22 protein-coding genes are annotated in these 26,429 nt (G+C 45.5%); 4 read left to right on the top strand and 18 right to left on the bottom strand.

Annotation, left to right across the window (positions count from 1 at the left end; genetic code table 11):
- Positions 1-115: 115 nt before the first annotated feature.
- On the bottom strand, positions 116-994 hold the full coding sequence (locus AC0YOD_RS18810) for a carbohydrate ABC transporter permease (protein WP_475800861.1): 879 nt from the start codon (positions 992-994) through the stop codon (positions 116-118).
- 23 nt (positions 995-1,017) lie between these two features.
- Complete coding sequence (locus AC0YOD_RS18805) at positions 1,018-1,872, bottom strand: ABC transporter permease (protein ID WP_475801031.1); 855 nt, start codon at positions 1,870-1,872, stop codon at positions 1,018-1,020.
- A 268-nt stretch (positions 1,873-2,140) separates the two neighbouring features.
- On the opposite strand from AC0YOD_RS18805, the gene AC0YOD_RS18800 reads away from it, so the two are divergent.
- The gene (locus tag AC0YOD_RS18800; protein ID WP_475800860.1) at positions 2,141-3,874 is read left to right on the top strand and encodes a sensor histidine kinase; all 1,734 of its coding nucleotides are present in this window, start codon (positions 2,141-2,143) and stop codon (positions 3,872-3,874) included.
- Between the two features lie 24 nt (positions 3,875-3,898).
- Positions 3,899-5,512 (top strand): response regulator, encoded by a 1,614-nt coding sequence (locus AC0YOD_RS18795; protein ID WP_475800859.1) that lies wholly within the window; start codon positions 3,899-3,901, stop codon positions 5,510-5,512.
- Here AC0YOD_RS18795 and AC0YOD_RS18790 read toward each other — a convergent pair.
- The 10 genes from AC0YOD_RS18790 to AC0YOD_RS18745 form a co-directional block, all read right to left on the bottom strand.
- Positions 5,509-6,531: an MBL fold metallo-hydrolase gene (locus AC0YOD_RS18790; RefSeq protein WP_475800858.1), complete on the bottom strand. Its 1,023-nt coding sequence runs from the start codon at positions 6,529-6,531 to the stop codon at positions 5,509-5,511. The two genes, AC0YOD_RS18795 and AC0YOD_RS18790, sit on opposite strands and share 4 nt — an antisense overlap.
- Before the next feature lie 2 nt (positions 6,532-6,533).
- Positions 6,534-7,280 carry a class I SAM-dependent methyltransferase gene (locus tag AC0YOD_RS18785; protein WP_475800857.1) on the bottom strand — a complete coding sequence of 249 codons (747 nt, stop codon included), beginning with the start codon at positions 7,278-7,280 and terminating at the stop codon, positions 6,534-6,536.
- 157 nt (positions 7,281-7,437) lie between these two features.
- A complete protein-coding gene (fni, locus tag AC0YOD_RS18780) occupies positions 7,438-8,496 on the bottom strand; it encodes a type 2 isopentenyl-diphosphate Delta-isomerase (protein WP_475800856.1) in 1,059 nt (352 codons plus the stop codon).
- A 72-nt stretch (positions 8,497-8,568) separates the two neighbouring features.
- Positions 8,569-10,056: a phytoene desaturase family protein gene (locus AC0YOD_RS18775; RefSeq protein ID WP_475801030.1), complete on the bottom strand. Its 1,488-nt coding sequence runs from the start codon at positions 10,054-10,056 to the stop codon at positions 8,569-8,571.
- The gene (locus AC0YOD_RS18770) at positions 10,056-11,216 is read right to left on the bottom strand and encodes a glycosyltransferase family 2 protein (RefSeq protein ID WP_475800855.1); all 1,161 of its coding nucleotides are present in this window, start codon (positions 11,214-11,216) and stop codon (positions 10,056-10,058) included. The genes AC0YOD_RS18775 and AC0YOD_RS18770 overlap by 1 nt, the downstream gene beginning before the upstream one ends.
- Complete coding sequence (locus AC0YOD_RS18765; protein ID WP_475800854.1) at positions 11,192-11,944, bottom strand: lysophospholipid acyltransferase family protein; 753 nt, start codon at positions 11,942-11,944, stop codon at positions 11,192-11,194. The genes AC0YOD_RS18770 and AC0YOD_RS18765 overlap by 25 nt, the downstream gene beginning before the upstream one ends.
- Positions 11,913-12,668, bottom strand: a complete 756-nt coding sequence (locus tag AC0YOD_RS18760) for a carotenoid biosynthesis protein (RefSeq protein WP_475800853.1) — start codon at positions 12,666-12,668, stop codon at positions 11,913-11,915. Before AC0YOD_RS18760 ends, AC0YOD_RS18765 begins: the two co-directional genes overlap by 32 nt.
- Positions 12,665-13,552, bottom strand: coding sequence for a phytoene/squalene synthase family protein (locus AC0YOD_RS18755; RefSeq protein ID WP_475800852.1), 888 nt, complete (start codon positions 13,550-13,552; stop codon positions 12,665-12,667). The genes AC0YOD_RS18760 and AC0YOD_RS18755 overlap by 4 nt, the downstream gene beginning before the upstream one ends.
- On the bottom strand, positions 13,537-15,045 hold the full coding sequence (locus tag AC0YOD_RS18750; RefSeq protein WP_475800851.1) for a phytoene desaturase family protein: 1,509 nt from the start codon (positions 15,043-15,045) through the stop codon (positions 13,537-13,539). The genes AC0YOD_RS18755 and AC0YOD_RS18750 overlap by 16 nt, the downstream gene beginning before the upstream one ends.
- Entirely contained in the window at positions 15,042-16,586 is a 1,545-nt protein-coding gene (locus tag AC0YOD_RS18745; RefSeq protein ID WP_475800850.1) for a phytoene desaturase family protein, read from the bottom strand. The genes AC0YOD_RS18750 and AC0YOD_RS18745 overlap by 4 nt, the downstream gene beginning before the upstream one ends.
- A gap of 252 nt (positions 16,587-16,838) precedes the next feature.
- Between AC0YOD_RS18745 and nagB the strand changes: the two genes are divergently transcribed.
- Both nagB and nagA read left to right on the top strand, forming a co-directional pair.
- Complete coding sequence (gene nagB, locus AC0YOD_RS18740) at positions 16,839-17,564, top strand: glucosamine-6-phosphate deaminase (protein WP_475800849.1); 726 nt, start codon at positions 16,839-16,841, stop codon at positions 17,562-17,564.
- A complete protein-coding gene (gene nagA, locus AC0YOD_RS18735; protein ID WP_475800848.1) occupies positions 17,565-18,758 on the top strand; it encodes an N-acetylglucosamine-6-phosphate deacetylase in 1,194 nt (397 codons plus the stop codon). It begins immediately after the preceding gene.
- Positions 18,759-18,817: 59 nt separating this feature from the next.
- On the opposite strand, the gene AC0YOD_RS18730 is transcribed toward nagA, so the two are convergent.
- From AC0YOD_RS18730 to icd, 6 genes are all read right to left on the bottom strand, one after another.
- Positions 18,818-19,600, bottom strand: a complete 783-nt coding sequence (locus tag AC0YOD_RS18730) for a DeoR/GlpR family DNA-binding transcription regulator (protein ID WP_475800847.1) — start codon at positions 19,598-19,600, stop codon at positions 18,818-18,820.
- A gap of 2 nt (positions 19,601-19,602) precedes the next feature.
- The gene (locus AC0YOD_RS18725) at positions 19,603-20,559 is read right to left on the bottom strand and encodes a sugar kinase (RefSeq protein ID WP_475800846.1); all 957 of its coding nucleotides are present in this window, start codon (positions 20,557-20,559) and stop codon (positions 19,603-19,605) included.
- 38 nt (positions 20,560-20,597) lie between these two features.
- Positions 20,598-21,026 carry a hypothetical protein gene (locus AC0YOD_RS18720; protein ID WP_475800845.1) on the bottom strand — a complete coding sequence of 143 codons (429 nt, stop codon included), beginning with the start codon at positions 21,024-21,026 and terminating at the stop codon, positions 20,598-20,600.
- 225 nt (positions 21,027-21,251) lie between these two features.
- Positions 21,252-23,408 carry a DNA helicase RecQ gene (gene recQ / locus AC0YOD_RS18715; protein WP_475800844.1) on the bottom strand — a complete coding sequence of 719 codons (2,157 nt, stop codon included), beginning with the start codon at positions 23,406-23,408 and terminating at the stop codon, positions 21,252-21,254.
- A gap of 119 nt (positions 23,409-23,527) precedes the next feature.
- The gene (gene mdh, locus AC0YOD_RS18710; protein ID WP_475800843.1) at positions 23,528-24,472 is read right to left on the bottom strand and encodes a malate dehydrogenase; all 945 of its coding nucleotides are present in this window, start codon (positions 24,470-24,472) and stop codon (positions 23,528-23,530) included.
- A gap of 584 nt (positions 24,473-25,056) precedes the next feature.
- Positions 25,057-26,352, bottom strand: coding sequence for an NADP-dependent isocitrate dehydrogenase (icd, locus tag AC0YOD_RS18705; RefSeq protein WP_475800842.1), 1,296 nt, complete (start codon positions 26,350-26,352; stop codon positions 25,057-25,059).
- Positions 26,353-26,429: the final 77 nt, after the last annotated feature.

The raw sequence follows: 26,429 nt of genomic DNA, 5'->3' as shown, positions 1-26,429 counted from the left end.
GTAAGTTATATTTTGTAATTATTTACGATATTTGTTATATCGCTTGTTTCCAATATACAGCCCGTTTTCAAGCTTCGAAAGACCATAATTTTGTTATTGATACCTTTTTCTCGCTCTATTCCTTAACGGCTCCAAGAATAATACCCTTTACAAAATACCGCTGTAGAAAAGGATATACGAGTAAAATCGGCAATGTACCAATAAAGATTTGCGCTGATTTTACCGTCCGCTGCGAAATATGTTTTAGCTCATTCACATCCGGATTTATTTTATTAAAATCCTGTTGAACAATAATCGTTTGTAAGAAGGTTGATAACGGATATTTTCTATAATCTGTAATATATAACAATCCATCAAACCAAGAATTCCAATGTGTAACCATTGTAAATAATGAAATGGTTGCTAATGCCGGCATCGATATCGGCAAAAATATACTCCATAATGTTCGAAATTGTCCAGCACCGTCAATTAATGATGCTTCTTCCAGCTCTTTTGGCACTGCCCGGAAAAAATTCATGAGCAATACCATATTGAAAACGTTGATAGCACCTGGAAGAACAAGCGCCCAAATGGAGTTCATTAAATCCAAATTACGAATAAGCATGTACGAAGGAACAATACCACCACTGAACAGCATCGTAAAGAGGAAATACCACGTATAGATCGAACGGCTTTTAAATACCCGTCCATCCTTCGACAATGCATAGCCTGCCAAAATCATCAATGTCATACCGACTAGTGTACCAAGTGCCGTACGTTGAAGCCCTACGAGCAGAGCATTATGAAAATTATCATTATTCAACGTTTTCGCATAGGCATCGAAGTTTAGGCCGATAGGCCAAAGCTTAACCAAATTGGCGTTAGCCGGTGAGCTTGCACTTAAGCTGACTGCAAGAATATGCACGAGTGGAATAATGCAGGATATACAAATGACCGCCAGCAGGATGTAATTAAATATTGAAAAAGCTTTATAGCCTGATGTTTTATGATACATGCGCCTTCTCCTTCCTCTATTTCCTAGAAAATTCTATATCCTGCGTACTTGTAAGCCATCCGATAAGAGAACACGATCATAACCAAGCCGATAATAGATTTAAATAATCCAACGGCCGTACCGAAGCTATATTGACCATTCAAAATAGCAGTTCGATACACGAACGTATCGATAATATCGCCTTTGTCATAAACGAGTGCATTGTAAAGGTTGAAGATTTGATCGAAACCGCCGTTCAAAATATTGCCGAGCGATAGTGTTCCTACGACGACAGCAATTGGAATCATAGACGGTACCGTAATATGCATCGTCTGCTTCCAGCGCGTTGCTCCATCCACCTCCGCCGCTTCATAGAGAGAAGGATTTACACCTGAAAGGGCAGCGAGAAACACGATCGTGTTAAAGCCGAAGTTTTGCCAAATATCACTGACAACAACAGTAAAACGGAACCAATTTCCCTCGCCAAGCCAAAATACCGATTCTAGCCCAAGGGTGTTGAGCAATTGATTGACTATCCCCTTGCTGCCAAGCATGTCCGTAAGAATAGCCCCCAAGATTACCCATGAAATAAAGTGAGGAAGGTATACGAGAGTCTGAACGACTCGCTTGAACAATACTTTTCGAACCTCATTCAGCAAGATTGCGAACGTAAATGGAACGACTAAGCCGAACACAATTTTTAAACCCGAAATGATTAAAGTGTTCAAAATGACCTGCTTGCTGTCTGGATACTCGAACATAAAGCGAAAATGCTCAAGTCCTACGAGCTTAGAATGAAACATGCCATCATAGGGCTTAAAATCTTGAAAAGCCATGATCAGTCCGCTCATCGGCACATAAGCAAATATAAAGGTGATAATAGCCGCTGGAAGCAGCATTAGATGCAAGGGCCAAGTGCGACTAAGTACTTCTCTCGCTCTATTTTCCTTTTTTGGTTTTTGTTTATCGTCTTGCTGCAGCGGTTTTTTTAGCGCACTTTCCACTGTTCTGCCCCTTTCCAAACAAAATTTGATTTAAGTTTTATCAGCTCTCCTGTATGATTAATTTTATCAGCACTCTCTCCTGTTCTATAGACCACGATCTTTGGAAGCATGCCACTTTGTAGACTTATGTCTCCCTATTTTCAAAAAAAGAGAGGATATTAGCATGCGCTTACGCGAAAATACGTTTGCCAAAATGATTACGATCATCATCTTGTTACTCATTCCAATCATCATTTTGTATACGCTTTCTATTCGGACGAGCATTGATGTCATTACAGAGGAAATGAAATCTCTAAAGCAGAAGGACATTACTTTTCTAGCAAGCGAAATTGATAAGAGCGTCACCACACTGTCAACGCTAGGCTTTTTACTAAGCGAGGATATCCATATCCAGCAGCTGCAAAATCTCCATCTCATCGAGAGTGCTTACCAGCGAAATGACGAGAAGCTGCGAATTCTTGAGCGGCTTCGTCTGCTCAATGTCGCTCAGCGCTGGGATACACAATATAGCATCACAGCTCCAGCTAGCAAACAGCTCGTATCTACCAATACCTATCTATCCTATGATCTGGAATCGATCAAAAAAATACTTACACCGTCATGGAAATACGAGGAAATGACGATACAAAACATGAAACAGAATAGATTCGTACGCCACATCGTCAAGCCAAGAAGCAAGATTACCGATATAGAGAAAGCCGGAATTATCGTTGAAATTTCCTTCCCAGAGGAGCATTTGATCAAAGATTTGGACACATTCAAACTTGCTGGAAAGGGCGACCCCTTTCTCGTTCATTCCGATGGGCGCATGATTAAGAACAAGTCAGCCGACAAGGAAATGACCGCCAGTATAAAAACTTTACTTGAAAAAGTAACGGTTCAAGAGTCATCCAATCAAATTGTCACCATAAAAGGCAATGATTTTCTCGTCACCTCCGCCCATGTCAAAACACTTGATTGGTATTTGATTGACTATGTCCCGCTTGCTGATATTTTGAAGCCCATCGTCACGAGTCAAAACTTATTTTACGGTTCTGTCGGCTTGCTCCTTATAATGAGTTTGCTGGCTGGATATTTGCTTTACCGAAATGTTCAGCGTCCAATCGGCTTATTAATCCGAAGCGTTAAGCGGCTGCAGGAGGGCAACTATTCGGCAAGGATAACAGCAAACCCCAAAAATGAATTTACCTATTTATTTCAGCGCTTTAACGATATGGCTGCCAATACCGAGCAGCTCATCCAGAAGGTTTATGTTGAGGAACTTCGACGGCGCGAAGCAAATGTGAAGCAGCTGCAATCGCAAATCAACCCGCATTTCTTATATAACTGCTTTGCACTTATTCGCAGTCTCGCAAGACTCGATAAGAAGGAATCAGTCATGCGCATTGCCATGCATTTATCTACCTATTATCGCTATACGACAAGAGTTGAGAAGCTAACAGCAACGGTCAAGGAGGAACTGCAGCTGGTCGAAAGCTATTTAGAAATCCAGCAATTCCATATCCAGCATCTTTCCTATGAGATCCATGTGCCCGATTCCATGCTAAACGCTGAAATTCCACGTCTGCTGCTTCAGCCTATCGTAGAAAACGCGGTACTTCATGGCATTGAGCGATTTGACGGAGATGGGCTCATTACCATTACCGGAGAGAGCAATGACCGCTATCATACGATTATCGTGGAAGATAACGGGATAGGCATGACTGAGGAAATGCTGCGAAAGCTTGAGCTGAAAATCATCAATCCTCCTGATGAAACGAGCGGCTGTGCGTTATGGAATATCCGTCAGCGTATGCTGTTTCAATTTGGTCCGGAAGCGTCGATCAGCTTCCGTATTCGGGCAAAGGGCGGCGTTGCCGTTCATCTGTCATGGCCGCATGAAAACTATTCCAACTAGACTGAGCTATAGGAGCTGTTCGCTATGTATCAATTATTAATCGTTGACGATCAACCTGATCTTGTAGAGGATCTAGCAAGTAACTTACCTTGGCATACGGTTGGCATTGATTCCGTTTATCAAGCCCATTCTGGGCATGAGGCGCTCGAGATCATGAATACCACCCCCATTGATATTGTCATAACAGATATCCATATGCCCGGACTCTCCGGGCTCGATCTGATTGAGCAAATCCGAGCTTCTTGGAGCAATGTGAAATGTATTTTACTATCGGGATATAATGATTTTGAATATGCCAAAAAAGCGATGCAGCATCAAGCCAGCGACTATTTGCTTAAGCCTGCTGAGGACGAAGAGCTGCTGCAAGCGGTCAAGAAAGCTGCCCTGCAGCTGGAGGAGCATTGGAAGGCTATCAGCTCCCATCAAAGTGCCCTCATCTCTATGAGAGATAATCTGCCTATTCTTCAAAATCATCTGCTGCTGTCTCTTCTTCAAGGCCAGGTCTATAGCGAAGAAAAGCTATCGGAGAAGCTTGAGATGCTTAATCTTTCCTTTCGTCCGCAAGCACCCTACTGCCTCATGCTGCTGCGAATGGAAGATTACTTCAATGAGCAATCCGAGCGAGACATCTCCTTGCTTCAATACGCCGTTTGCAATATAGCAGATGAGATATTTTCTGATGAATACAAGCTTTGGCATACAAAGGACGAGCATGGCTACTTTGTCTTTCTTATAATGAGTAAGGCAGAACATGATCAAGACCGTTCCTCGATGCTTCATGTCATTGAACAAAAGGCAGCTCAGCTGCAACACTATGTGAAGCTATATTTGAAAGGTACGGTATCGCTTGTTCTTACGATGCAGGATGCATTCCCGCATGATGTGAGAGAGACCTATGATTTCTCTCTTATCAGCTTTAGACAGCGAATTGGAGGTGAAAGAGGGTTTTTATTGACGCTAACGGAGGAAGCACAGGCTGGGGAAGCAAATTCCTTGTCTCATTTATACAATCCTCCGCTGCTCATTCATTTGCTGGAGGCGGGACAATGGGACGCTATCGATACGAAGCTGAGCAATGTATTCGAGGAGCTGGAGCTGAAATGGGGAGAGTCGCATGAGCATATTTTGGAAACCTATTTCATGATCGTAAGCTCACTCAGCTTCTCCATACACAAAAACAAGTATTGGATGGCAGAAGTGATGGGCAATGAATTCAATCAACTGCTCAGCGGCCCTCATTTTCATACGATAGCACAGCTGCGATCATGGACAACGGATGTGTTGTCAACTTACAGAAATCACCTAAGCAGTAAAGTGCAGCACTCGCGTTCAAGCATGGTACAGAAGGTTCAAGAATATGTGTCAAACCACTTGGAGGATGCATCACTGCAATCCATCGCTACCCATGTGTTTCTTAATCCCTCTTACCTTTCGAAAATCTATAAGCTTGAAACCGGCGAAGGCATAAGCGATTATTTGTCACGACTCAAGATGGAGACAGCCGCGCATATGCTTCGAACGACGCCGGACAAAATATACGAAATTGCAGCCAAGGTCGGCTATTTGAAAACAAGCTATTTTATTAAAGTATTCAAGGATCGCTATGGCATAACGCCGCAGGAATTTAGAGACAGCTAGCCTTTGACTGGATAGTAGTAATAAACGCCATCAATAATCTTTGAAGAAATGCGACCGTTATTTTCCAAATAAAGAAGATGAGCAAGCGTCTCCGACATACCAAACCGTAAATTATGGGGATTACTTCTGAGTCGGCTTCCAAACTGAGTCTCGCACATGTTGAAAGCGGTGCGAGACTCCTCCTCTAGCCAAGCAACCATCCGGTCCAGCCTTCGCTCATGATGCTGCTGCAGTTCTATCAACCGATCAGTAAATAGTGTGAATGGATCGCGATGGCCAGGAAAGGCTAGCTTCACCTCGTATTGCTTCAGTTCTTCCAAGCTGTTAAGAAATGCTGCCAGAGGGTCTCCCTCCTCGCCGGGAACGACGCTCACATTAGGTGTTATACGGGGCAGTACTTGATCTCCGCAAAGCATCCAGCCGTTCTCCTGCTGGTAGAAGCAGAGCTGACCGTTCGCATGACCAGGTGCGTCAATCAATAGCCAGCTCCTTCCGCCAATTTCCATTCGGCTCTCAGGCTCTATGTAAGTGACGACTGGCTGCGGTGAAACCATAGCTGTAAAGGTGTTTAGATTTTCTCCGATTGACGCTCTTAAATCATCAGGCATCCCTTGCTCCTCGTAGCTCTTCAGCAGCTGCTCAGCGTATTGACTCTCAGAACCCCAGAGTCTCAGAATATAAGCGTGTGAACGACGGGATATAAATACCGGTGCTCCACTTCGCTCCTGGGCGTATCCAGCAAGACCAACATGATCAGGATGCTGATGGGTTAGGATAATACGCTTAATATCCGTCCACTTCAGCTCATGTTCTGCTAGTACCTCTTGCCATACGTCAATAGCCTCATCTGTTCGCAAGCCTGGATCAATGAGCGTATACCCTTCAGCTTCAGGAATGAGATAGCTGTTCACCCATTTTAGCGAAAATGGCAGTGGTACCTTTACTCTAATCCAATCATCAGCCCAAATGTCTGTATACGGTGATGCATTGGAATCTGATTGATTCTGTTGTTCTGTCATTTTTATATCGCCCTTCCTGTCATAATCATGCGCGGTGAAACCGATTCATCATAGCTTGAACCGTCATAGTGACCATAAACTTTCTCTAAGTGAAGTCCGCTTTGGGCTAGATGACGTTCAAACCATTCTCTTCGATACAATCTAACCCGCTCTAAATACTGTCTAGGCTTGTCCTGTGGATTTGGACTCGTCAGTGTGATTTCCTTCTGAACCCAACCATCTACAACGGAACGAACCTCTTCAATCAGAATGCCCGTCTCCTCATCACGCCTTTCGGAGTTTGGAACCAGATGTTGTTCCACATAAATAGGATTCAAGAAATCGATTAAGAAGGAACCGTTCTTCCGAAGCACTCTGCGAATATGCTGAAGCACCTTCACATTATCCTCTTCAAGCGAGAAATAACCAAAGGAAGTAAATAAATTGAAGGATGCGTCAAAGCTTTCCGTTTGAAACGGCAGCTCGCGCATATCACCTTGCACCCAATTTACAACTTGCTCCTGGTCTTGATAACGCGCTTCTTCCAGTAAAATTTCTGAAAGATCAATTCCGGTTACGCTAAAACCAAAGTCTGATAACGCAAGCGCATGCCTTCCCATGCCGCAGCCGATATCAAGAACCTGAGAATGTTGAGGCAGCTTTAGCCAATCAACCATTTTTTGAACTTCTTTATTAGCATTTTCCCAGTCGCGATGCTTATAGACGAGCATGTAATCCGAGCCAAAACTCTGTTCGTACCATGGTTTCATTCTCATGTACTCCTTCATATAAGGTCATTCTTTATGTATGTATAGGTTCGTTTCATTGTACTTGAATTAGTCCTTGCCCGCAAAAAAAGAATATACAAATAAATGGCGGTGACGTCTGCATTGGTGCAGAAGTCCCAGCCATTTCATCGTGAAGTATTTAATTTACTCGTATAAGCCTCTTCGTGTGACGAAGCTCGTCAATCGTTCCTGCTCCAATGCCGAACATAGCTGAGCGAAGCTCGAATTCGATGCGTTGAAACTGTTGTTGCAGCTGATCAAGCGATATTTCACTATTACTGTTAGCTGCTTGCGGCAGTAATACACGACCAAAGCCTGCTATATTTGCCCCAAGTGCAATAGACTTAGCTGCATCCACTCCGCTGCGAAGCCCTCCGCTGGCGATGATATTAGCATTTGGAAGACGCTCTCTAATTTCTATGATGCTATCTGCTGTCGGTATTCCCCAATCAGCAAAAGCTTCTGCCGCTTCTCTGAGAAGCGAATGATTGGAGCGAAACTTTTCAACTTGACTCCATGAAGTCCCGCCCGCTCCTGCTGCATCGATGAAAGAAACACCGGCATTAATCAGAACGGCTGCTGTATCGCCATCAATACCCCAACCAACCTCCTTAACCCCTACTGGAACCGAAAGAGATTTGCATACTTCTTCAATTGCAGGCAGCAAATTACTGAAATCAGTATCACCCTCTGGCTGAAAAACTTCCTGCATACTGTTCAAATGAAGCACGAGTGCATCCGCCTCCGCAATGTCAACTGCTCTGCGGCAGGAGTCTACACCAAAACCATAATTGAACTGAACAGCCCCAATATTTGCAATAACGGGGACAGTCGGCGCATCCTTGCGGATGGAGAAGGAAGCCGCCAGCTGTTCATTTTCAATTGCGGCCCTCATAGAACCGAGACCGATCGCCCAACCCCGCTCCTCTGCTACAATAGCCAAGCGGCGATTAATCGCACCTGCTTCGTCCGTTCCGCCCGTCATAGAACTCACGAGCAGTGGGGCTCCTAGTTGGCGGCCGAACCAATCTGTATTCAGCTTCACCTCTTGGAAGGATAGTTCTGGCAGCGCATTATGTTTGAAACGGTACCGCTCTAAGCCTGTAGTAATACCTACGCTATTCACTTGCTCCTGCAAGCAAATGCGTATGTGCTCTCCCTTGCGTTTCGCGGTAGCTGCTTGTTGTTCTTCTGTCATGCTTAATCCTCCCAAGCATTAACGGCTGATGCCGTTTAAAGCTATTTAGCTTGAATCTACTTCTCTATCTTTTCAATTCTGATATTGTTTAATAAGCTTCTCAGCAACAAGCTGACCGCAAAGCGTTACGATCGGCGTTCCGCCTCCTGGATGTGTCGTGCCGCCTGTAAACCATAACCCTTTTATGTCTTTGGCGCGATTGCCCGGCCTAAAAAAAGTTTGCCGCGCTCCATTCGATGAAATGCCGTAAATCGAGCCTCTATAAGCGGACGTATCTCGTTCAAGCTGCTCCGGCGTATAAGTGAGCATGATGTCCCCATGCTCTAAGCCTTCTATGCCATGTGCTGCTAAACGGCTACGTACTAGCATAGCATATTTTTCAGTTTCATGCTCCCAGCTCCATGTATTTGAGACATAAGGCGCATTTACAAGCACAAACAAGCTGCTTGCGTCCTCAGGTGCAGCGTCTCTATCAGAAACAGCGGTGTTGCAAACATAAATGGTTGGATCCTTTGGCGGCCTTAACGCTGTGAAAATGTCCTTGAACTCATCTTCATATCGCTCTGGATAATAGACAGTATGGTGAAGCAGCTGCTCGTAGGTACGACGAATGCCAATAAGCTGAACGAAGCCCGAGAGCGACGGCTCATAGCGTTTAATTTTTGCATTCGAAAAAGAGGGACGATGCTGGGGCTCAATCAATTTCTGATAAATGGTTAAAGCGTCGCCATTAGCAAGAACCACATCCGCTTCGAAATAACCAAGACTAGTATCGACGCCGCGAGCCACACCATTTTTTATATGAATCTGATTCACACAGACATTGGTCTCGATTATAACGCCCAATTCCTTGGCGAGTTTTGCAAAGGCTTCAGCGATTGCATAGGTGCCACCGCGTACACTATATATGCCAAGACTACTCTCTACATGAGCAAGCATGGCAAATATAGCAGGAGAAGCATAAGGAGATGCACCTACATAGGTTGCATACCTGCCTAGCATGGCTAAAGTATGGGGATGGCGAAAATATCGCCGAAGCAGCTGATGAAGTGTCGTTAGCGGCTTTACCTGAAGAAAGGCAAGAGCAAGCTTAGGATTAAGCTTCTCCTTCAAACCTAATAGTCTTCCCAGAAAATGTTCATTAGCAAGCCGATACAGCTTCTCAGATTCCTCACAGAATGCGCGATATGCAGCAGCATCTTCCGCGCTATAGCATGCTATTTGAGCAGCAGTATCGGCGGGGGAATCCGTTAAATCAACAATTGTCCCATCCGCAAATACATTGCGTGTTGCCTGCTGCAGACGTTCTATCCCCACATAGTCCTCCATGCGTCTGCCCGCCGCTGTGAACACATTTTCGAATAAGTGCGGCAGCGTAATCGTACTGGGCCCGCGATCAAAGCGATAGCCTTCTGCTGTTACTCGCTGCAGCTTTCCTCCAACAGTTCCCTGCTGCTCCACTACACGAACCTTAAAACCAGCATGAGCTAGTGTAATAGCTGCTGACAAACCTCCAAGCCCTGCTCCAATAATGATGACCGATTTATTTCCGATTTTCATCACTCATACGACCTCCCTTTCCAGACATAGCCCTTTCCGGATTTTGCTGATAGCCAGGAGGCAATCCCAATTGCAATGACTGCGCTAATACTGAATGGAATGAGAAATGCCAGCCAAGCCGGCTGTCCGCCTGCTCGATCAGATATCGCCTTAACCGCTGCTCCAAACAAATAGCCTATAAGTGCAGGTATGAGTAAAGAAGGCATCCATATAGCTGAAACTAGTGCCGCAATAGGCAGCACATACAGTAACCCATAAGTGAATAAGACGACAAAGAGGAGGAGCCCGCTTCGTCCAACGCCTGAAAAAATATTCTTTTTGTAGCCATTCCATACTTCATAAGCATTCCCGTACATACGCATAGAAACCTGTCTGCGAACATCAGCCAATACGACAGGATGACCAATCACCTTGACTGCACGCATGAGCGCAACATCATCAACCAAATGATCAAAATGAGCGGCATGACCGCCAGCGGCATGATACGTTTCACGACTGATCATAATCCATGCGCCATGTGCTGCCGAAAACCGAGGATCTGAAGAAGTTGAAACCAGCCTGATAGGCAGATGACAAGCAATCGTAAAGCCCATCATCGGAACAACCAGCTTCTCCAGCCAGCTGCCTGTTCTCTGAAAGGGAAAGCCAGTAAGAAGTCCTTTGCCCTGAGCAGATATCGCTTGGAGAACAACATCAATAGCTCCTGCCCGCATGGTAGCATCTGCATCAACGAATAAGAACCAAGCTCCTTGTGCTTCAGCAGAAAGCTGATGACAAGCATAAGCCTTCCCTATCCATCCGCTTGGCGGCTCAGAGCCAGCGATTAATCGAAAACGCTTGTCTTGCATAACAAATCTCTTCACTATAGATGAAGTATCATCCTGGGAACGATCATCAAGAATTATAATTTCTACAGCATGCTCATCCTTTAGGCATGTCTGAATGGCATGCAAGCAGCTAGCAATATTTCGCTCTTCATTGCGTGCAGGAATTAATATAGAGAGCTGCACGGCAGTCTTATTCTCAAAAACACCTTGGTTCCCTTGATATACAGAATCATAATAGAGCTTTTCAAAAGTAGGAAGTTGACGTACATTCCATGCTGCAAACAGCATCTGTATAAGAAGTATGAGTGCTACCGCCCAAAGAAGAATTTCCATTCACGCAGCCTCCTCTTAAAAGCGGTAAAAGCTTCACTCGTTGAATGACCGCCTTTGACAAGCACCTCAAAATGATCACTGGAATAAATCTCTCCACTGATACTTTGGGAACGATGCTCATCCAATTGGCGCTCCAATACAGCTTGCAAACGACTGGTGATCGCATGCTTAGGAAATTCATTCCATGTAGCGGTAATCGGTGAGCCTGCGAGCAGCGTCACTTCCGCCTTCTGATGGTGGAATAACGAATAATAAGCCGTTACGGGAATGACAACTGTACCTGGACATTGCTTCAGCACATGCGCTGCTCCATCCTTCAATAGGAGCGGACGCTCCTCTAAGTGATGAATGTCTCCCTGAGGAAAAATCCAAACCCGCTTGCCGGCATTTAGCAGCGATATGGTATATCGAAGAGAAGAAACCATACTTTGCGGCGTATTTTTATTAATGGAGAATGCACCCAGCTTGCGAAAAAAACGATAGTGCTCCATTTGCGCTTCATCCATCATGACATAATGATCACCTGCTGAGCGGGTGCGAAAAGCTTGGTATGCAACTAGACCATCCCACCACGAGCTGTGATTCATCACATACAGGATGCTGCGATCGGGATAGGGGTCCAATTCGCCCCCAAAACCTACAAAATGAAAATGTTTATGAAGCAGATAAGCTTCATTGTATTTTCCAAAAAGCCGATCAAACGATCTGCTCTTGTTTGCCTCGATCATAGTAGTGCAAGCCTCCCTCGAGGGCAATAATGACGATTAGAGCCATCAGGAATGGACCCCAAAGTCCGCTCTTGCAAGCCAACAATCCAAACATCGCATACATGCCTTGATACAGTCTTACCCCTTCCTTATAAAAGAAACCTTCTCCTACATTGGATTTTTCCTTTAGCGGATATAGAAAGGAGAGAAGAGCTGCTGTAATGAACCAACCAACAAAGTTTTGCAGCGGCACGCCGTAGTAAGCTCCGAAAGCTGCTTCATCATTCCAAATCCAAAACTCCTGCGCAAAGGCGACTGGATCTAATACCAAATCGAAGGCAACCGCGTAAAGCCCAACCTGTATTGCTCTCGTAAAATAACTCTTATTTGTAGACAGCAATATGGCGCTCGACATGACCCCGATCCAAGCGAAACCAATGGCAGCTGGAACACCGCCATTCCAAAACCGCAGCGTCTCACTATAAGCATAATGTCCAAAAGGCCACCCTGTCTCTGTTCCCACCCATTCAAGTAAAAAAGTAAATATGCCAATAAAGATTGCCCGCAGCATAAGGCTGTACTGAAAGCCGCCATTGGTTTGTTGTTCTAATGAGTAAGCGTAAAGCGCAAAAAACACGAGAAAAAGTCCATTGCTGAAGCCAAGCGGCTCTGGCACCATGTAGAAAAGCATAAGCAGCAAGCCAATAGCCATCCAGCACCAAAAAACATATCGGATAATTTTCATGAAACGGCGCTTTTCTTTTTGGGCTTGCTTGTCAGCGTGCTTATCCCGTATCGAAGCATCAGTTGATTGATAATCGATATTTTGGATAAGGGGGAGACGATAGCTCTTCGACTATATACGTCATAGTCATGCGCGGCCACTTCATCCAGTATCGCTCCATACATGCGAGCGGAAAGCTCTACGCAGAAGCCGCTCATGGGAGGATATTGATTCACATGATTCAGTCCTCTTGCAAACCATTTATGCGCAAGCTCCGTGAGCTCCCTTATCACATTTCTCCACTGGTCGTTTATTTCCCCATTCTCCCACATCGAAATGGAATACGAATGCCTCTCCAGCAGCTCCCTCGGAATATATCTTCTCCCTTTGATTTGGTCCTCGCCTACATCACGAACAATATTGACGATTTGCATCGCCTTGCCAATCCAAATGCCTGATTCCGTTGCCTGCTCATCCGGTGCGTCATGAAGAACAGGCAGAAGCATTTCTCCCACAGTTCCCGCGACTAAATAGCTATAAGCCTCCAGCTGCTCCATAGAATCATAATGCATCAAATGATAATCTAGGCGCTGCCCCTCCATTTGCCGAAGAAAAGGCTCCTTTGGGAGCGGAAATAAACCAAACAGCCAGCGCAGTGCCGGCCATATAAAATGTCCTTCTGCCGACTCCAGCTGTGTGAAGTGCTCCTCCAGCTCATCCAAAGTGTATGGTGAGCGATGAGGCTCATCAACAGCATCGTCGATCATGCGGCAAAAGGCATAGATTACATATACCGCTTCCCTGCGTGGACTTTGCAAAAAACCAAAGGCTTTATAAAAAGTAGTGGAACCATCACGAATCATGTTCTCGCAAGCTTTGAGCGTTCCCTTTAAACCGCTTTCCAAGTCCCCCACTCCTCTACCAAATGATTGACTAGCATTTTTGCACCCTGCATCACAATCGGCACACCGCCGCCAGGATGAATAGACGCCCCTACACTATATAAGCCTTCAATTTTATAAGGTGAAAATTGCGGACGGAAAGCACCTGACTGAGACCATGTTGGCGCAATGCCGAAGCTGCCGCCCATGAACCAGCCTTCATTTGCTCCGTCCTGCGGTGTTCTTATTTTTTTCCAAATGATTGCATCCATTAGACCTGGGAATAAACGTTCATCGGCATCAGCTAGCACACGATCCGCTAATTCGCTGCTTACTTTTTCCCAATCATAGGAGGAATGCGGCTCAACGGGGATCGGTGTTGGAATAAGCATGTACAGCACGGTTTCTCCAGGAGGCGCTGCTGCTTCATCGATTTCACAAGGATTAAATATATAATAGGCAGGCAATGGTTCATCCTCGTCCGGAAACCTTCGCTTAGCTGCTATCATTCGCAAGCTATCCATGAAAGAATCCGGCATCATAAACTGATGCGTCGTACGCTTCTCCCCCGTCTCCCATCTTTTGTTGAGACCGACATATATTAGGATACAGCCTGAAGAGGGAGTGAATTCACGTTTTTTGATAGGCTCTCTTACACCCTGCAGCATGGATGATAGAAAAGGAAAATCACCGTTATAAATAACCGTATTGCAATTATGTATCGTACCATTTTCAAGCTGCAGTCCCGTTACTGCTTCATTTGACGTCACGATCTGTCTAACTGCTCCCTCTTCCCCCTTATATACGCTCACATTTTCACGATAAAGTGCCCGCTCCAGCACATCTACAAAGCTTGCATACCCGCCTCTTAAATACCAAATCCCGAAGGCATGCTCCGCATAAGGGATAAACGTATATAAGGACGGTGAGCCAGATGGTAATCCACCAATATAGAGTGATTGAAGTGAGAAGGCATCGATCACATGCTTATCTCCAAAATAACTTTCAGCGACCTGCCTTACATTTAAATAAACGCGAAGCTTTGCAAGCAGCTTCATATTCTCCCATGAGAAAAAGGAACGAAGCTGCAAAAAAGGCCTCTCCAGAAAAGCGCTTTTCCCCTCTTGAAACACGGGCTCCATATCACGCATATAGCGCCTAAACTCCAGACTGTCGGAAGCAGATATCGTATCGAGCTCTTTGGTCATCCGATCCGTATCACTCCATTTTGTGAGCATTCGGCCGTCTGGATAATGAAAACGATACATCGGATCACAGCGCAGCAATTCGTATTCATCATCAGCAATGCCTGCTTCCCGCGCAATGGAACGCAGCATCTCTGGCAGCAAAACGATAGTCGGGCCTCTGTCAATTTGATAGCTACCGCTTTTCTCGAATGCTAGCCTCCCTCCAAGCTGCTCCTTCCGCTCATACAAGGTAACCTGCTTACCTGCTCTTGCTAGCAATAAAGCGCTTATCATTCCGCCAACACCGCCGCCAATAATGGCTACTGTCATGTCATTACCCCCTTTCGTTTCGTTGCAGTAAGCAGTTTCTTAATCGGTATGGAGCGACCATCACTATTGAGCAGAAGATTTACACTAATACGCGCTGATTCAAAAATCGTAGGCAATCCGCTTCCCGGATGTGTTCCACCGCCTACCAGATAACAATTCTCAGCATCCTCGAATTTATTATGGGGACGAAGCATCATCATCTGATCAATAGAATGGGCCATATTAAAGGCAGCACCCTTATAAACAAACATTGAATCTTTCCAATCCAGCGGTGAAATAACCTGTTCTTCTTCAATCCATTGCGATAATCCCTCGAGCTCCGGCTCGCGCTCCAAACGAGAAAGCACTCCTGCTCTTATGGTTGCCAAGACCTCCGCTGAGGACCAGTCCGTCTCGCCATCCATGTTAGGTACAGGGACAAGTATATAAAGTGCTGACTTGCCTTTTGGAGCTAATGTAGGATCCAATACACTTGGATTATGAACATATATAGATGCATCTCCACTTAACTTTCCCTGTACCATTTCTTTAAGATTAAGACTATAATCATCCGCGAACAAAACAGTATGATGAGGCATATCAATCTCGCGATTAACGCCAAGGTAGAGCATATAGGTTGATATGGACCACTTCAGCTTCTCTAGTCGTTCCGGCTTCCACTTCTTCAACTGCTGAGGCTGAAATAGCTTCGTGATCGCTGTCCCAAAATCCGCATTAATAATAACGTGATCTCCTGCAAGTGTTTCTCCATTTTCTAGTAAAACACCCCTTGCCTTGCGTCCATCCGTAAGCACCTGTTTAACCCCGGTCTGCATTCGAAGATCTCCGCCGTATTCTTTAACCACCTCGGCCATTGCTCCGCAAACTCGGTTTACGCCGCCAATGGGATGCCATAAACCGTAAGCATGCTCTATGTAAGAAAGAATGGTAAACGTTCCCGGACAATCCCAAGGCGACATTCCCAAATACTTCGATTGAAAAGCGAATGAATACCGAAGTCTTTCATCTTTAAAATAACGTGAAAGGCGTCCATATACATTCTCATGTAAATGCAGCTTTGGCAGCGCCCTTATCGTGTCCTTGCGAATATAATCGCTCAGCTTGGCAAACGGTCTTTGCAATAGAGGCATGACTCGATCAAACTTGTCGCCTTCCTCCCGCATAAAATCACGGTAGCCCTCCGATTCGCCTGGAAAAACAGCATCAATTTTCGCTGCTGTCTCTTCCCTATCTCTTGACGGCTCCAGTCTTACATCTCCAAACTGCAATCGGTATAAAGGATTTATCTCAACGAGCTTCAAATAATCATGCATATTTCGACTTGCCGATTGAAATAGATCTTCCAGCAAATGAGGCATCATAAGAAAGGTAGGTCCGCGATCAAAGGTATAATCCCCAAGTCTCAAGGCAGATGTTCTTCCGCCAACGAAGGATTGTTTCTCTAAAACCGTAACACGATATCCTTGTGCGCATAAGAGCATCGCTGCAGCTAACCCGCCTGGTCCAGCTCCGATAATGATTACACTTTTTCTACCGTCCAAATCTTCACCTCTCGTTGTACAAATATTATACATACATTATACATTTACGGTTAGATCCTGTAAACGAAAAGAAAGTGACCTACTCAAAAGCCCATAATCTTTATCTTATTAATGAATGGGCAATAAGTTGTCCAATTCTAAATGATTTTTTTGATCATTTATTTGAATTTTACAATCATTTTATATTGTTAATCCGTCGGAATTCATTTAAACTAAAGATAGCGAAACATACTATCAAGGGAGGCAATATCAATGGAAATCATCATTTTTGATACACAAAAAGAATTAGATGCTTATGCGGCAGATTTATTTATAAACACGGTAAAAAAGAAGCCAAACGCCGTTCTAGGGCTAGCAACAGGTTCGACACCTATCGGAATTTATGACAAAATAGTAGAGTCATACAATGAGAATAAGGTTAGTTTTAGCGAGGTCACAACTTTCAATCTTGACGAATATGTCGGACTGAAACCAGAAAATGATCAAAGCTATGCCTACTATATGAACAAGCATTTATTTTCACACATCGATATTCCTGCTGAGAGAACACATTTGCCAAACGGGATGGCGGAAAACATTGAAGCGGAATGTACTCGCTATGATGCCATGCTAGAAGCTCAGCCGGTTGATGTTCAGCTTCTTGGTCTTGGCCATAATGGACATATTGGCTTTAACGAGCCCGATATCAACCTCTCTGGCGGTACGCATTCTGTGAAGCTAAAAGACGAAACATTGGAAGCAAATGCCCGTTTCTTCGCTTCACTTGATGACGTTCCCCAGCATGCGATAACGATGGGCGTAGGTTCTATTTTGAAAGCTAACACGATTGTATTGGCGGTTCGCGGTGCGGACAAAGCGGAAATAGTAAAAGAAGCGCTGACTGGTCCTATTACAACGAACGTACCAGCCTCGTTGCTGCAAACACATGCTCGCGTCATTGTTTTGCTAGATCGCGAAGCCGGAAGGATGTTGGGTTAAATGACTCTAAGCTCTGCTAACTGGCTCATTCACAATGTGAACATCGTACTGGAAGATGGAGTAGTTACAGGAAGTGTTATTGTTGAAGAAGGAAAAATTAAAGCGATTATTTCGAAAAAAAACGAGGGAGTAGCTATTGACACAGCATCGTTCACATCAGTTGACGGTGGAGGCGGCTGGCTGCTTCCAGGGTTTATCGATGTTCATGTGCATGGCGGCTTCAGTGCTGACTTTATGGATGCCAATGAAGGAAGCTTTAATACGATAACAAAATATCATGCAGCGCACGGAACAACTGGCATGATGGCTACAACAATGACCGCTTCCAAGGAAGCTATTGAGGCCGTCTTGCAAGCTGTAGCGGATTATCAAAAAACAGATATGCCTTATACGTCATTATACGGCGTTCATCTCGAGGGTCCCTTCATAAGCGAGAAATGGCCTGGTGCGCAAAACCCTATTTATATTAAAGATCCTCAACTGGAATGGATGAAGGAATGGACAACCAAATGGCCAGGGCTCATCCGTCAGCTGACTCTTGCGCCTGAGAAGGACGGTTCGCTTGATACAATCGCCTGGCTCGCTGAGCAAGGCATTATAACGGCGGCCGGCCATACTGATGCAGTCTACGACGAGATTATTGCCGCTGCTGACGCAGGATTGTCGCAAGCTGTTCACACGTATAACGCCATGCGCGGTTTGCATCATCGTGAGCCCGGAACGCTGGGAGCTGTCCTTACAGATGAGCGCATAAAAGCCGAGATTATCGCTGACGGCATACATGTCCACCCGGCGGCTATCCGTTTATTGCTTGCAGCAAAAGGTACAGACCATGTTATTCTTATTACAGATGCAATGGCTGCTGCTGGTATGCCAAACGGTGAATACAGTCTTGGAGGCCTCGCCGTCAACATGAAGGATGGCGTTGCTACCTTGAAAGAAGGTAACGCGCTAGCTGGAAGCTGTTTGACAATGATTGGAGCAGTTCGATTTATATTAGAGCATACGAAGCTGTCCATCTCTGAAGTTAGTCGTATGGCAAGTGCGAATGCAGCCAAACAATTTGGTATTAGTGATCGTACAGGCTCCATCGCATTAGACAAGCAAGCGGATCTTGTCTTGGTGGATTCGAAGCTAAACGTTCAACAAACTTGGGTACAAGGACGGTCCGTATACGAGGCTAGCCTAAACTAATTGAAATACAAAAGACGGTATCTCCCATTGCTGGAGATACCGTCTTTTCTTATAACCCTTTAATCCGTTACATGCACAGATATGCCGAGCTCCTCTACTAATGCTGACAGATCCTCCGGGAGCGGAGCATCTGTTATCACACCGCGCAGCTCAGACAAGGCTGCAGTGGAAAATAGCGAGGTACGATTCGTTTTCGTATGATCGAACACTGCATAGGCAGCCTGAGAACGTTTAATAAGTGCTTTAGCAATTTGCGCTTCCTGCTCCGAGTAAGTCGTAATGCCGCCAGCTGCAGATATACCGTCTACACCAATGAACATTTTACCAATATTCAAGTGAGCTACCATCTCTTCGCCAAGCGGACCGCAAAGCTCAAAGCTATTGTGCCGCATAATCCCGCCGGTTACTACAACTTGAATCGAACTGCCTGCTAACTCCATCGCAATGTTTACTGCATTCGTTACAACCGTAATCCCTTTGCGTGACTTTAACATCTTTGCAATCAAAAAATTGGTCGTACCGCCGGATAAGCCAATGACATCACCTTCTTGGATCAAAGAGGCAGCAAGCTCAGCAATCCGCTCCTTCTCCAGAATCGACAGACCTTCCTTCTCTGAAAAAGGGAGCTCTCGCACCGTCCCCATGCCGTCATACATTGCTCCGCCAATTGTACGAATAACGGGCTGTTCCGATTCCATCTGCTCTAGATCACGCCGAGCAGTCGCTTCTGAGCATCCGAACCGTTCTACCATCTCCGAGATTGTAATGCGTCCCTGCTGCTTTAATAGCTGCAGTACAGCCTCTCGGCGGCGCTGTCCCTTAGATCCATATGCTTCACTCATTATTAACGCTCCACCCACGCTTTTGCAGATAACCGTTGATCAACAATGTCACGCTCTGGCAATGCTTCCCAATCTCCACGCATTTGTACGACAAGCGAGCCATTGATGCTAGCTAAGCGCACAGCCTCGATTGGTGACATTCCTCTCATAATTCCCGCTAGGAAACCTGCACAGAAGCCGTCTCCCGCACCAACAGTGTCCACAACCTGCTCAGCAGGGTAGAATGGCAAGCTGTCCTCTTTGCCGTTATCAAGCACGACTGTCGTGTCGCCTCTGCCTTTAATAATACTTACGGCCTTCAGCTTCGTTAAATGGCCCATAATGGTTTCATAATCATCCGTATCATATAGGAGCTTAAGCTCGTCCCAGCCCGGCAAAAAATAGTCCGCTTCGGCAGCGAGAGGCAGCAAGGTTTCTCTTGCTTCTTCAATGGACCAGAGCTTAAGTCGAAGATTCGGATCGAAGCTGATAAGCACACCCGCATCCTTTGCAATATCAATGGCGCGGCGCAGTGTTCTGCGGCAATCCTCGCTAAGAGCAGCCGTGATACCGGTTACATGAAGCAGTTTGGCATTGCGAATATAGTTCTCATCAAGCTGTTCTGGCACCATTTTGCTAGCTGCTGAATGCTTCCTAAAATAATGAACGGCCATTCTGCCCGCCACATGCTCACGGAACATCATGCCTGTAGGCGCATCCCCATGAAGCTGAGCGCGGGAAACATCTACCCCTTCGCCGCGCAGCGTCTTCACTATCATTTTGCCAAAAGGATCGTCGCCAAGTGCGCCGAACCAGCCGACTGAGGTGCCTAAACGTGCAAGTCCAATCGCGACATTACTCTCCGCTCCGCCAAAGCTTTGTTCAAGCGTCGCAGCGCGTTCAATGGACTTATGACCCTGCGGCATAAATAAGGCCATTGATTCGCCAAACGTTACAATTTGCGGTGATGATTCAGACACGTTATAGTCCCCCCGAGTTATAGGTATCGTTATTAGAATTAAGATTCAATCATAGGAAATTTCATCAAATAAATAATTACGATATAAAGAACAAAGATAATCAGGCTCATTACGCGTGCTTTGCTAATATGCGAAGTTGCGCTTTTACCTTCATTAATTGAAGAAACAACTAGTTTAAGCGGCTTGGACATAATACCGCCGATTGCTGCGATCGCAAGGAACAACAACACAACGATTATCATCCATGCTACTGTGTAATCACCTTGTGAAATCAAATAACCGCCAGTTATTAGCTGCAAAACAAGGAAATACTGCGCAATGCGATTAGCTGACAACAGACCGTCCGCAAGACCGCCTTGTCCAACACCAGCGAGCTTAGATGCTCTTCCAATCATAAATGGAAGCACAACATAGAACCCCATTCCAATTGCACCTAATAGATGCAGAAATACCATTACGTTATACATTTTGATTTCCTCCTGTTTTCATAGAGCATATTATATTACTCATTGTTTCCAAAAAACCGCATTACAAATAGTTTATCAGAAACAAGATTTATTTCAAATAATGATGCTCCAATACTGCAATATTTTCATCCATTTCCGTTCTTCTTTTACGGATTGTTCCCGAAATTTTCACACTTATAGAGTTTCCGTCTCTTTTTCCTTAGTCATGCTCCAATTTGCGATGGACTAGCTTTTCAAACCATACTTGGAAATGACCCCATGAATAGCAAAATAAGTAACCTCTTCAGGCAAGGCATCTTTAATCGGTCGAAGCTTCTCTATCCCAATCTCGTGAACCACTTCTGCAATTTGCTGCTCATACTCTAATGGGATGATTCGGCTCCAATCAAGCTCATGCCCTTCATCTGCACAGCGAATGAGATGTCCCTCTATCGTAACCTTGCTCATTCCTCTTTCCTTCGCAATCCAATCCGGTTCTTCTCCTGCTTGAAAATACTGAAGGGTAGTCAGGTGGCTTGGCTGTTCATCTGAAGAAGACGATGAGGCGGATCGTTTAGTAGAAACTACTGTATGTTCGCGGCCGCTGCCATCAGAAGCAGCTTGTCCACTAAAGGAAGCTATGAGTTCTATCAGTCCAGCTCCATACTTATCTGCCTTAGCTGCGCCTATACCTTTGACTCCTAATAGCTGATCTACCGTTTGAGGCTTTACATTAGCAATCTCCCGTAGTGTCGCATCAAAAAACAGCATAAATGGCGGTACACCTTCTGCAGCTGCTTTTTCTTTGCGCCATCCCTTAAGCGCCTCGAATAGTGGAGATGCTGCTCCAGCATCTGCGTTTGTCGTTCCCTTAACCGTTGCCCGAACACGCTGCATAATGGATTCACGGCCTTCTAAGACAGGGAGAGCATTCGCCGTCAATGAAACAACCGGATATTGGCCCTCACTGAGCTTTAAGAATCCTTCTGCAACAAGCCAATACAGCCAATCTGCTATTTCCTTCTCCGGCAGATGACGCATAAGACCATATGTGGATAAGCGATCGAGACCGAATTCAAGCAGCCGCTTGTCACGGGAGCCTTTAAGCACCTTCGCAACCATCGTCACACCGAAGCGTCCCTTCATTCGGCCAACGCAGGATAACGCCATCTTCGCCTCATCCGTGCGATTCACAGGCTCACTCTTATCGAGACAGCTGCTGCATTTGCCGCAAGCCTCTACGCCGGTTTCACCGAAATAATCGACGATAAACTGCTGTAAGCAGCGTTGTGTCCGGCTGTAATTCATCATTGTATGCAGCTTCGACAGTTGAATAGACTTGCGATCCGTATCACCAGTGCCTTGCTCAATCAAGAAACGTTGCACTTGCATGTCTGCTGGCTCGAACAGGAGAATGCATTCACTTTCTTCACCGTCGCGACCAGCACGACCAGCTTCCTGATAGTAGGACTCAATGTCGCTAGTCATTTGCCAGTGAAGCACATAGCGAACGTTGGGCTTGTCTATACCCATTCCGAACGCATTTGTAGCAACCATGACACGGATATCATCAAAACGAAATTTCTCCTGCGTCTCTGCACGTTCAGTGTCCGTTAACCCGCCATGATATTTTCCTGCTTGGATACCGCTGCGAATCAATCTTTCATAAACATTCTCAACTTCTTTTCGCGTTGCTGCATAAATAATGCCCGACTGTTCCTTGCGTTCTGCTATGAAGGGCTCTAAAAACTTCTTCTTATCTGCTCCTGTTACGACAGACAGTGATAAATTCGGTCTTGCAAAACCTGTAACGAATACGCTGGGATCACGCAGCTTAAGCATTTCAGCAATATCTATGGCTACCTCGTTGGTAGCAGTAGCCGTAAACGCCGCAACGAGCGGCCGATTTGTCATTCGTGCAATCCATCCTGCGAGCTGTCTATAGCTTGGACGGAAATCATGTCCCCACTGGGATACGCAATGCGCTTCATCAATGGCAATAAGAGGGATGGACAACTGCTCCGATAAGGACTGGAACATGGGCGCATCAAGTCTCTCTGGCGCTACATAAAGCAGCTTATATTCACCTGCCATAGCGTTACGCATGACCTCACGGTATTCTGCAGCACCGAGTGAGCTGTTCAAATATGCAGCAGAGACGCCAACACGCCGAAGCGCATCCACTTGGTCCTTCATGAGAGAAATAAGCGGCGAGATGACAAGCGATGTTCCCGGCAGCAGCATAGAAGGTATCTGATAGCAAATCGATTTACCGCCGCCTGTCGGCAAAATAGCGAGTGTATCTCGTCCATTCAATATGCCCGATATAATGTCCTCTTGTCCCTTCCGAAAGGAGTCATAGCCGTACACCCGTTTCAGTGCTTCTCTAGCCTGTTCGATCATCATGCATCCCCCCTAATTGTTCCTTATATAAAAATAAACAGAGAGAACCCTGGCAGTAATCTGTCAGGGTCCTCCCAAACGCATTTCTATGAAATGCTTATGCTTTTCAAAAAAATGTATTAGCCCGCGGTTACAATTTCGATAACGCTACGAACGGATTGTGCGGATTTATCAAGCGCTGCTTTTTCTTCAGCTGTAAGATCAAGCTCAAGCACCTTCTCGATACCGTTGCCGCCAATGATGGTTGGAACGCCCATGAACAGATTGTCATAGCCATATTCGCCTTCAAGCAATGCGATAACTGGAATGATGCGTTTTTTGTCCTTTAAGATCGCTTCAGTCATTTGAACAAGCGATGCTGCAGGAGCGTAGTACGCACTGCCGTTACCAAGCAGATTAACGATTTCGCCGCCGCCAACGCGTGCGCGTTGTACGATTGCTTCAATACGTTCTGTAGGGATCAGCTTCTCAATTGGGATACCGCCAACGTTGGAGTAACGAACAAGTGGAACCATATCATCACCATGTCCGCCAAGCACGAAGCCGCGAACATCTTCAACGGAAACATTAAGCTCTTGTGCAATAAATGTACAATAGCGAGCTGTATCAAGCACACCTGATTGACCGATTACACGGTTTTTAGGGAAGCCAAGTGTTTGGAAAGCTGCAAAGGTCATTGCATCAACCGGGTTGCTTAGAATGATAACGATTGAATTGGGGCTGGTCGCTTTTACGTTTTCGCAAACGGATTTCACGATTCCCGCATTCGTGTTAACAAGGTCATCACGGCTCATGCCTGGCTTGCGAGCAATTCCAGCTGTAATAATAACGACATCAGAGTCTCTAGTATCTTCATAGTTAGAAGTACCGATGATGTTAGCATCAACGCCAAGAACTGGAGTTGCTTCCAACATATCAAGAGCTTTACCTTTTGTCGGGTTTTCAAGCGGAGCGATGTCAACTAAAACGATATCGCCAAGTTCTTTTTGAGCAAGCATCAATGCAGTAGTCGCGCCTGTGAAACCAGCGCCTACAACTGTAATTTTATTTCTTCTAATAGCCATCTTGTTTAAAACCTCCCGTAACATAGCTTATTTTAAGGGGAGACCCCTTTGACCCCCGATTTACTGCTTTTCTCAAACCTTACTTAAAACCTTAATTGACCCTATTTTAACCCCAAAGAGCGTTTTCGAACCCACCTAAATCCTCCCTTCCAAGGGAGGACCCCGAGGCGCTGCGCCCTCTGGACACCTGCCAATTGGACAAACGAATACGTTACACAGACGCACCTGTGTAACTTTTCAGTAGGATCGCTTTATCCCTGCGGGACCGCTATAAGTGGGATAAGTGCATGTAATGGGCCCCTGCGGGACCAACATTACACTTAGGGTATAGGGCATGCGATGGGCCCCTGCGGGACCAACATCACACTTAGGGTATAGGGCATGCGATGGGTCCTTGCGGGACCAACATCACACTTAGGGTATAGGGCATGCGATGGGTCCTTGCGGGACCAACATCACACTTAGGATATAAGGCATGCAATGGATCCCTGTCGGGATCTACATTGCACACTGATTAAAGCGTAAAACGTAAAGAGTAAAGAGTGTAAGTAGGCTATCGATTTAAAATAAGGTTGACCCTTAGACTACATATTTTTGATGATTTCGTCTGCGAAAGCGGAACATTTAACTTCAGTTGCGCCTTCCATCAAGCGAGCGAAGTCATAAGTAACAGTTTTGTTGTGGATCGATGCTTCCATACCTTTGTAGATAAGGTCAGCAGCTTCTTGCCAGCCTAGGTGCTCAAGAAGCATTACGCCGGAAAGGATTACGGAACCTGGGTTTACTACGTCAAGATCAGCGTATTTAGGAGCTGTACCGTGAGTAGCTTCGAAGATAGCATGTCCAGTTAGGTAGTTGATGTTTGCGCCCGGAGCGATACCGATACCGCCAACTTGTGCTGCAAGAGCATCGGACAAGTAGTCACCGTTAAGGTTCAATGTAGCGATAACGTCAAAGTCAGTTGGACGAGTAAGTACTTGTTGCAAAGCGATGTCAGCAATTGCATCTTTAACGATCAATTTGCCAGCTGCTTCAGCTTCTTTTTGTGCTTGGTTAGCTGCGTCAGTGCCTTGAGCTTCTTTGATGCGGTCGTATTCGCCCCATGTGAATGTTTCGTTAGCGAATTCTTGTTCAGCAACTTCGTAACCCCAGTTTTTGAACGCGCCTTCTGTGTATTTCATGATGTTGCCTTTGTGTACAAGTGTAACGGATTTTTTGCCGTGTTTGATCGCATATTCAATAGCTGCGCGAACAAGACGTTTCGAACCTTCTTTGGATACTGGTTTGATACCGATACCGGAAGTTTCAGGGAAGCGGATTTTGTTCGCGCCCATTTCGTTTTGCAAGAATTCGATTACTTTTTTCACTTCTGCAGAACCTTCTTGATACTCGATACCTGCGTAGATGTCCTCTGTGTTTTCACGGAAGATAACCATGTCAACAAGCTCAGGACGTTTTACTGGAGATGGAACGCCAGTGAAGTAACGAACAGGACGAAGGCAAGTGTAAAGATCAAGCTCTTGACGAAGAGCAACGTTCAAAGAACGAATACCGCCGCCGATAGGCGTAGTCAAAGGTCCTTTAATTGCAACGATGTATTCGCGAATTGCTGTAAGTGTATCAGCTGGAAGCCACTCGCCGTATTGGTTGAATGCTTTTTCACCAGCAAATACTTCGTACCAAGCGATTTTTTTCTCGCCGTTGTAAGCTTTTTCTACAGCTGCATCAAGTGCGCGTTTCGAAGCTTTCCAGATGTCGCGGCCAGTGCCGTCGCCTTCGATGAAAGGAATAATTGGGTTGTTAGGAACATTAAGTACGCCGTTATCGATAGTAATTTTGTCGCCTTCAGTTGGTAGTGCGAATTTTTCGAATTGAGTCATGAATGTAAATCCTCCTTAGATTTTACTTGCTGATAAGCAAGTATGAATTCGTTATTTTTCGTGGAAAAAGAGAACGA

Source organism: Paenibacillus sp. J31P13 (assembly GCF_056269295.1).
The sequence above is the reverse complement of the archived record's forward strand: the minus strand, read 5'-3'. Positions and strand labels throughout refer to the sequence as shown.

Bases quoted from the DNA above. Each gene is read 5' to 3' on its own strand.
- AC0YOD_RS18750 (WP_475800851.1), bottom strand. From the start codon at position 15,045: ATGACAGTAGCCATTATTGGCGGCGGTGTTGGCGGAATGATAAGCGCT.
- icd (WP_475800842.1), bottom strand. From the start codon at position 26,352: ATGACTCAATTCGAAAAATTCGCACTACCAACTGAAGGCGACAAAATT.
- AC0YOD_RS18795 (WP_475800859.1), top strand. From the start codon at position 3,899: ATGTATCAATTATTAATCGTTGACGATCAACCTGATCTTGTAGAGGAT.
- mdh (WP_475800843.1), bottom strand. From the start codon at position 24,472: ATGGCTATTAGAAGAAATAAAATTACAGTTGTAGGCGCTGGTTTCACA.
- nagB (WP_475800849.1), top strand. From the start codon at position 16,839: ATGGAAATCATCATTTTTGATACACAAAAAGAATTAGATGCTTATGCG.
- AC0YOD_RS18760 (WP_475800853.1), bottom strand. From the start codon at position 12,668: ATGAAAATTATCCGATATGTTTTTTGGTGCTGGATGGCTATTGGCTTG.
- AC0YOD_RS18805 (WP_475801031.1), bottom strand. From the start codon at position 1,872: ATGCTGCTTCCAGCGGCTATTATCACCTTTATATTTGCTTATGTGCCG.
- recQ (WP_475800844.1), bottom strand. From the start codon at position 23,408: ATGATCGAACAGGCTAGAGAAGCACTGAAACGGGTGTACGGCTATGAC.
- AC0YOD_RS18730 (WP_475800847.1), bottom strand. From the start codon at position 19,600: ATGAGTGAAGCATATGGATCTAAGGGACAGCGCCGCCGAGAGGCTGTA.
- AC0YOD_RS18775 (WP_475801030.1), bottom strand. From the start codon at position 10,056: ATGAAAATCGGAAATAAATCGGTCATCATTATTGGAGCAGGGCTTGGA.
- fni (WP_475800856.1), bottom strand. From the start codon at position 8,496: ATGACAGAAGAACAACAAGCAGCTACCGCGAAACGCAAGGGAGAGCAC.
- nagA (WP_475800848.1), top strand. From the start codon at position 17,565: ATGACTCTAAGCTCTGCTAACTGGCTCATTCACAATGTGAACATCGTA.
- AC0YOD_RS18810 (WP_475800861.1), bottom strand. From the start codon at position 994: ATGTATCATAAAACATCAGGCTATAAAGCTTTTTCAATATTTAATTAC.
- AC0YOD_RS18800 (WP_475800860.1), top strand. From the start codon at position 2,141: ATGCGCTTACGCGAAAATACGTTTGCCAAAATGATTACGATCATCATC.
- AC0YOD_RS18790 (WP_475800858.1), bottom strand. From the start codon at position 6,531: ATGACAGAACAACAGAATCAATCAGATTCCAATGCATCACCGTATACA.
- AC0YOD_RS18720 (WP_475800845.1), bottom strand. From the start codon at position 21,026: ATGTATAACGTAATGGTATTTCTGCATCTATTAGGTGCAATTGGAATG.
- AC0YOD_RS18785 (WP_475800857.1), bottom strand. From the start codon at position 7,280: ATGAAACCATGGTACGAACAGAGTTTTGGCTCGGATTACATGCTCGTC.
- AC0YOD_RS18765 (WP_475800854.1), bottom strand. From the start codon at position 11,944: ATGATCGAGGCAAACAAGAGCAGATCGTTTGATCGGCTTTTTGGAAAA.
- AC0YOD_RS18770 (WP_475800855.1), bottom strand. From the start codon at position 11,216: ATGGAAATTCTTCTTTGGGCGGTAGCACTCATACTTCTTATACAGATG.